This is a genomic window from Rhodovulum viride (genome assembly GCF_003265965.1).
GTDB lineage: Bacteria > Pseudomonadota > Alphaproteobacteria > Rhodobacterales > Rhodobacteraceae > Rhodovulum > Rhodovulum kholense.
Genome location: NZ_MUAV01000245.1, coordinates 1 through 302, shown reverse-complemented (window position 1 = coordinate 302; position 302 = coordinate 1). Strand labels below are relative to the sequence as shown.

The following is a 302-nucleotide window of genomic DNA, read 5'->3' as shown; positions in this document are numbered from 1 at the left end:
GCCGACCGGCTGGTCTGGCGCGGCCGGACCTACAATATCGAGAGCGCCTTGCCCCATGGCGGCCGCGAACGCTTCATCGAGATCGGGATCTCCGAGGGCGTGTCGTGAAGGTCAAGTTCGAGCTGAGAGGCATCGAGGCCCTGCAGGACATGCTGCGCGACCTCATGACAGATGGCGAGGACGCGCTGATGGAAACGATCCGCGACCTGGCCGACGAGACCGCCGCCATCGCCAAGCGCGAGATGAAGACCGCCGCCGGATCGGCACCGGCCGGGTCCTATCCGCACCAGCAAAGCGGGCGG

At 67.2% G+C, this 302-nt stretch carries 1 protein-coding gene; it reads left to right on the top strand.

Going from position 1 to position 302, the window contains the following annotated elements; all coding sequences use genetic code 11:
* Positions 1-104: 104 nt before the first annotated feature.
* Positions 105-302, top strand: a 198-nt coding sequence (locus BYZ73_RS22045) for a hypothetical protein (RefSeq protein ID WP_146746433.1), incomplete at its 3' end; no start/stop codon positions are given.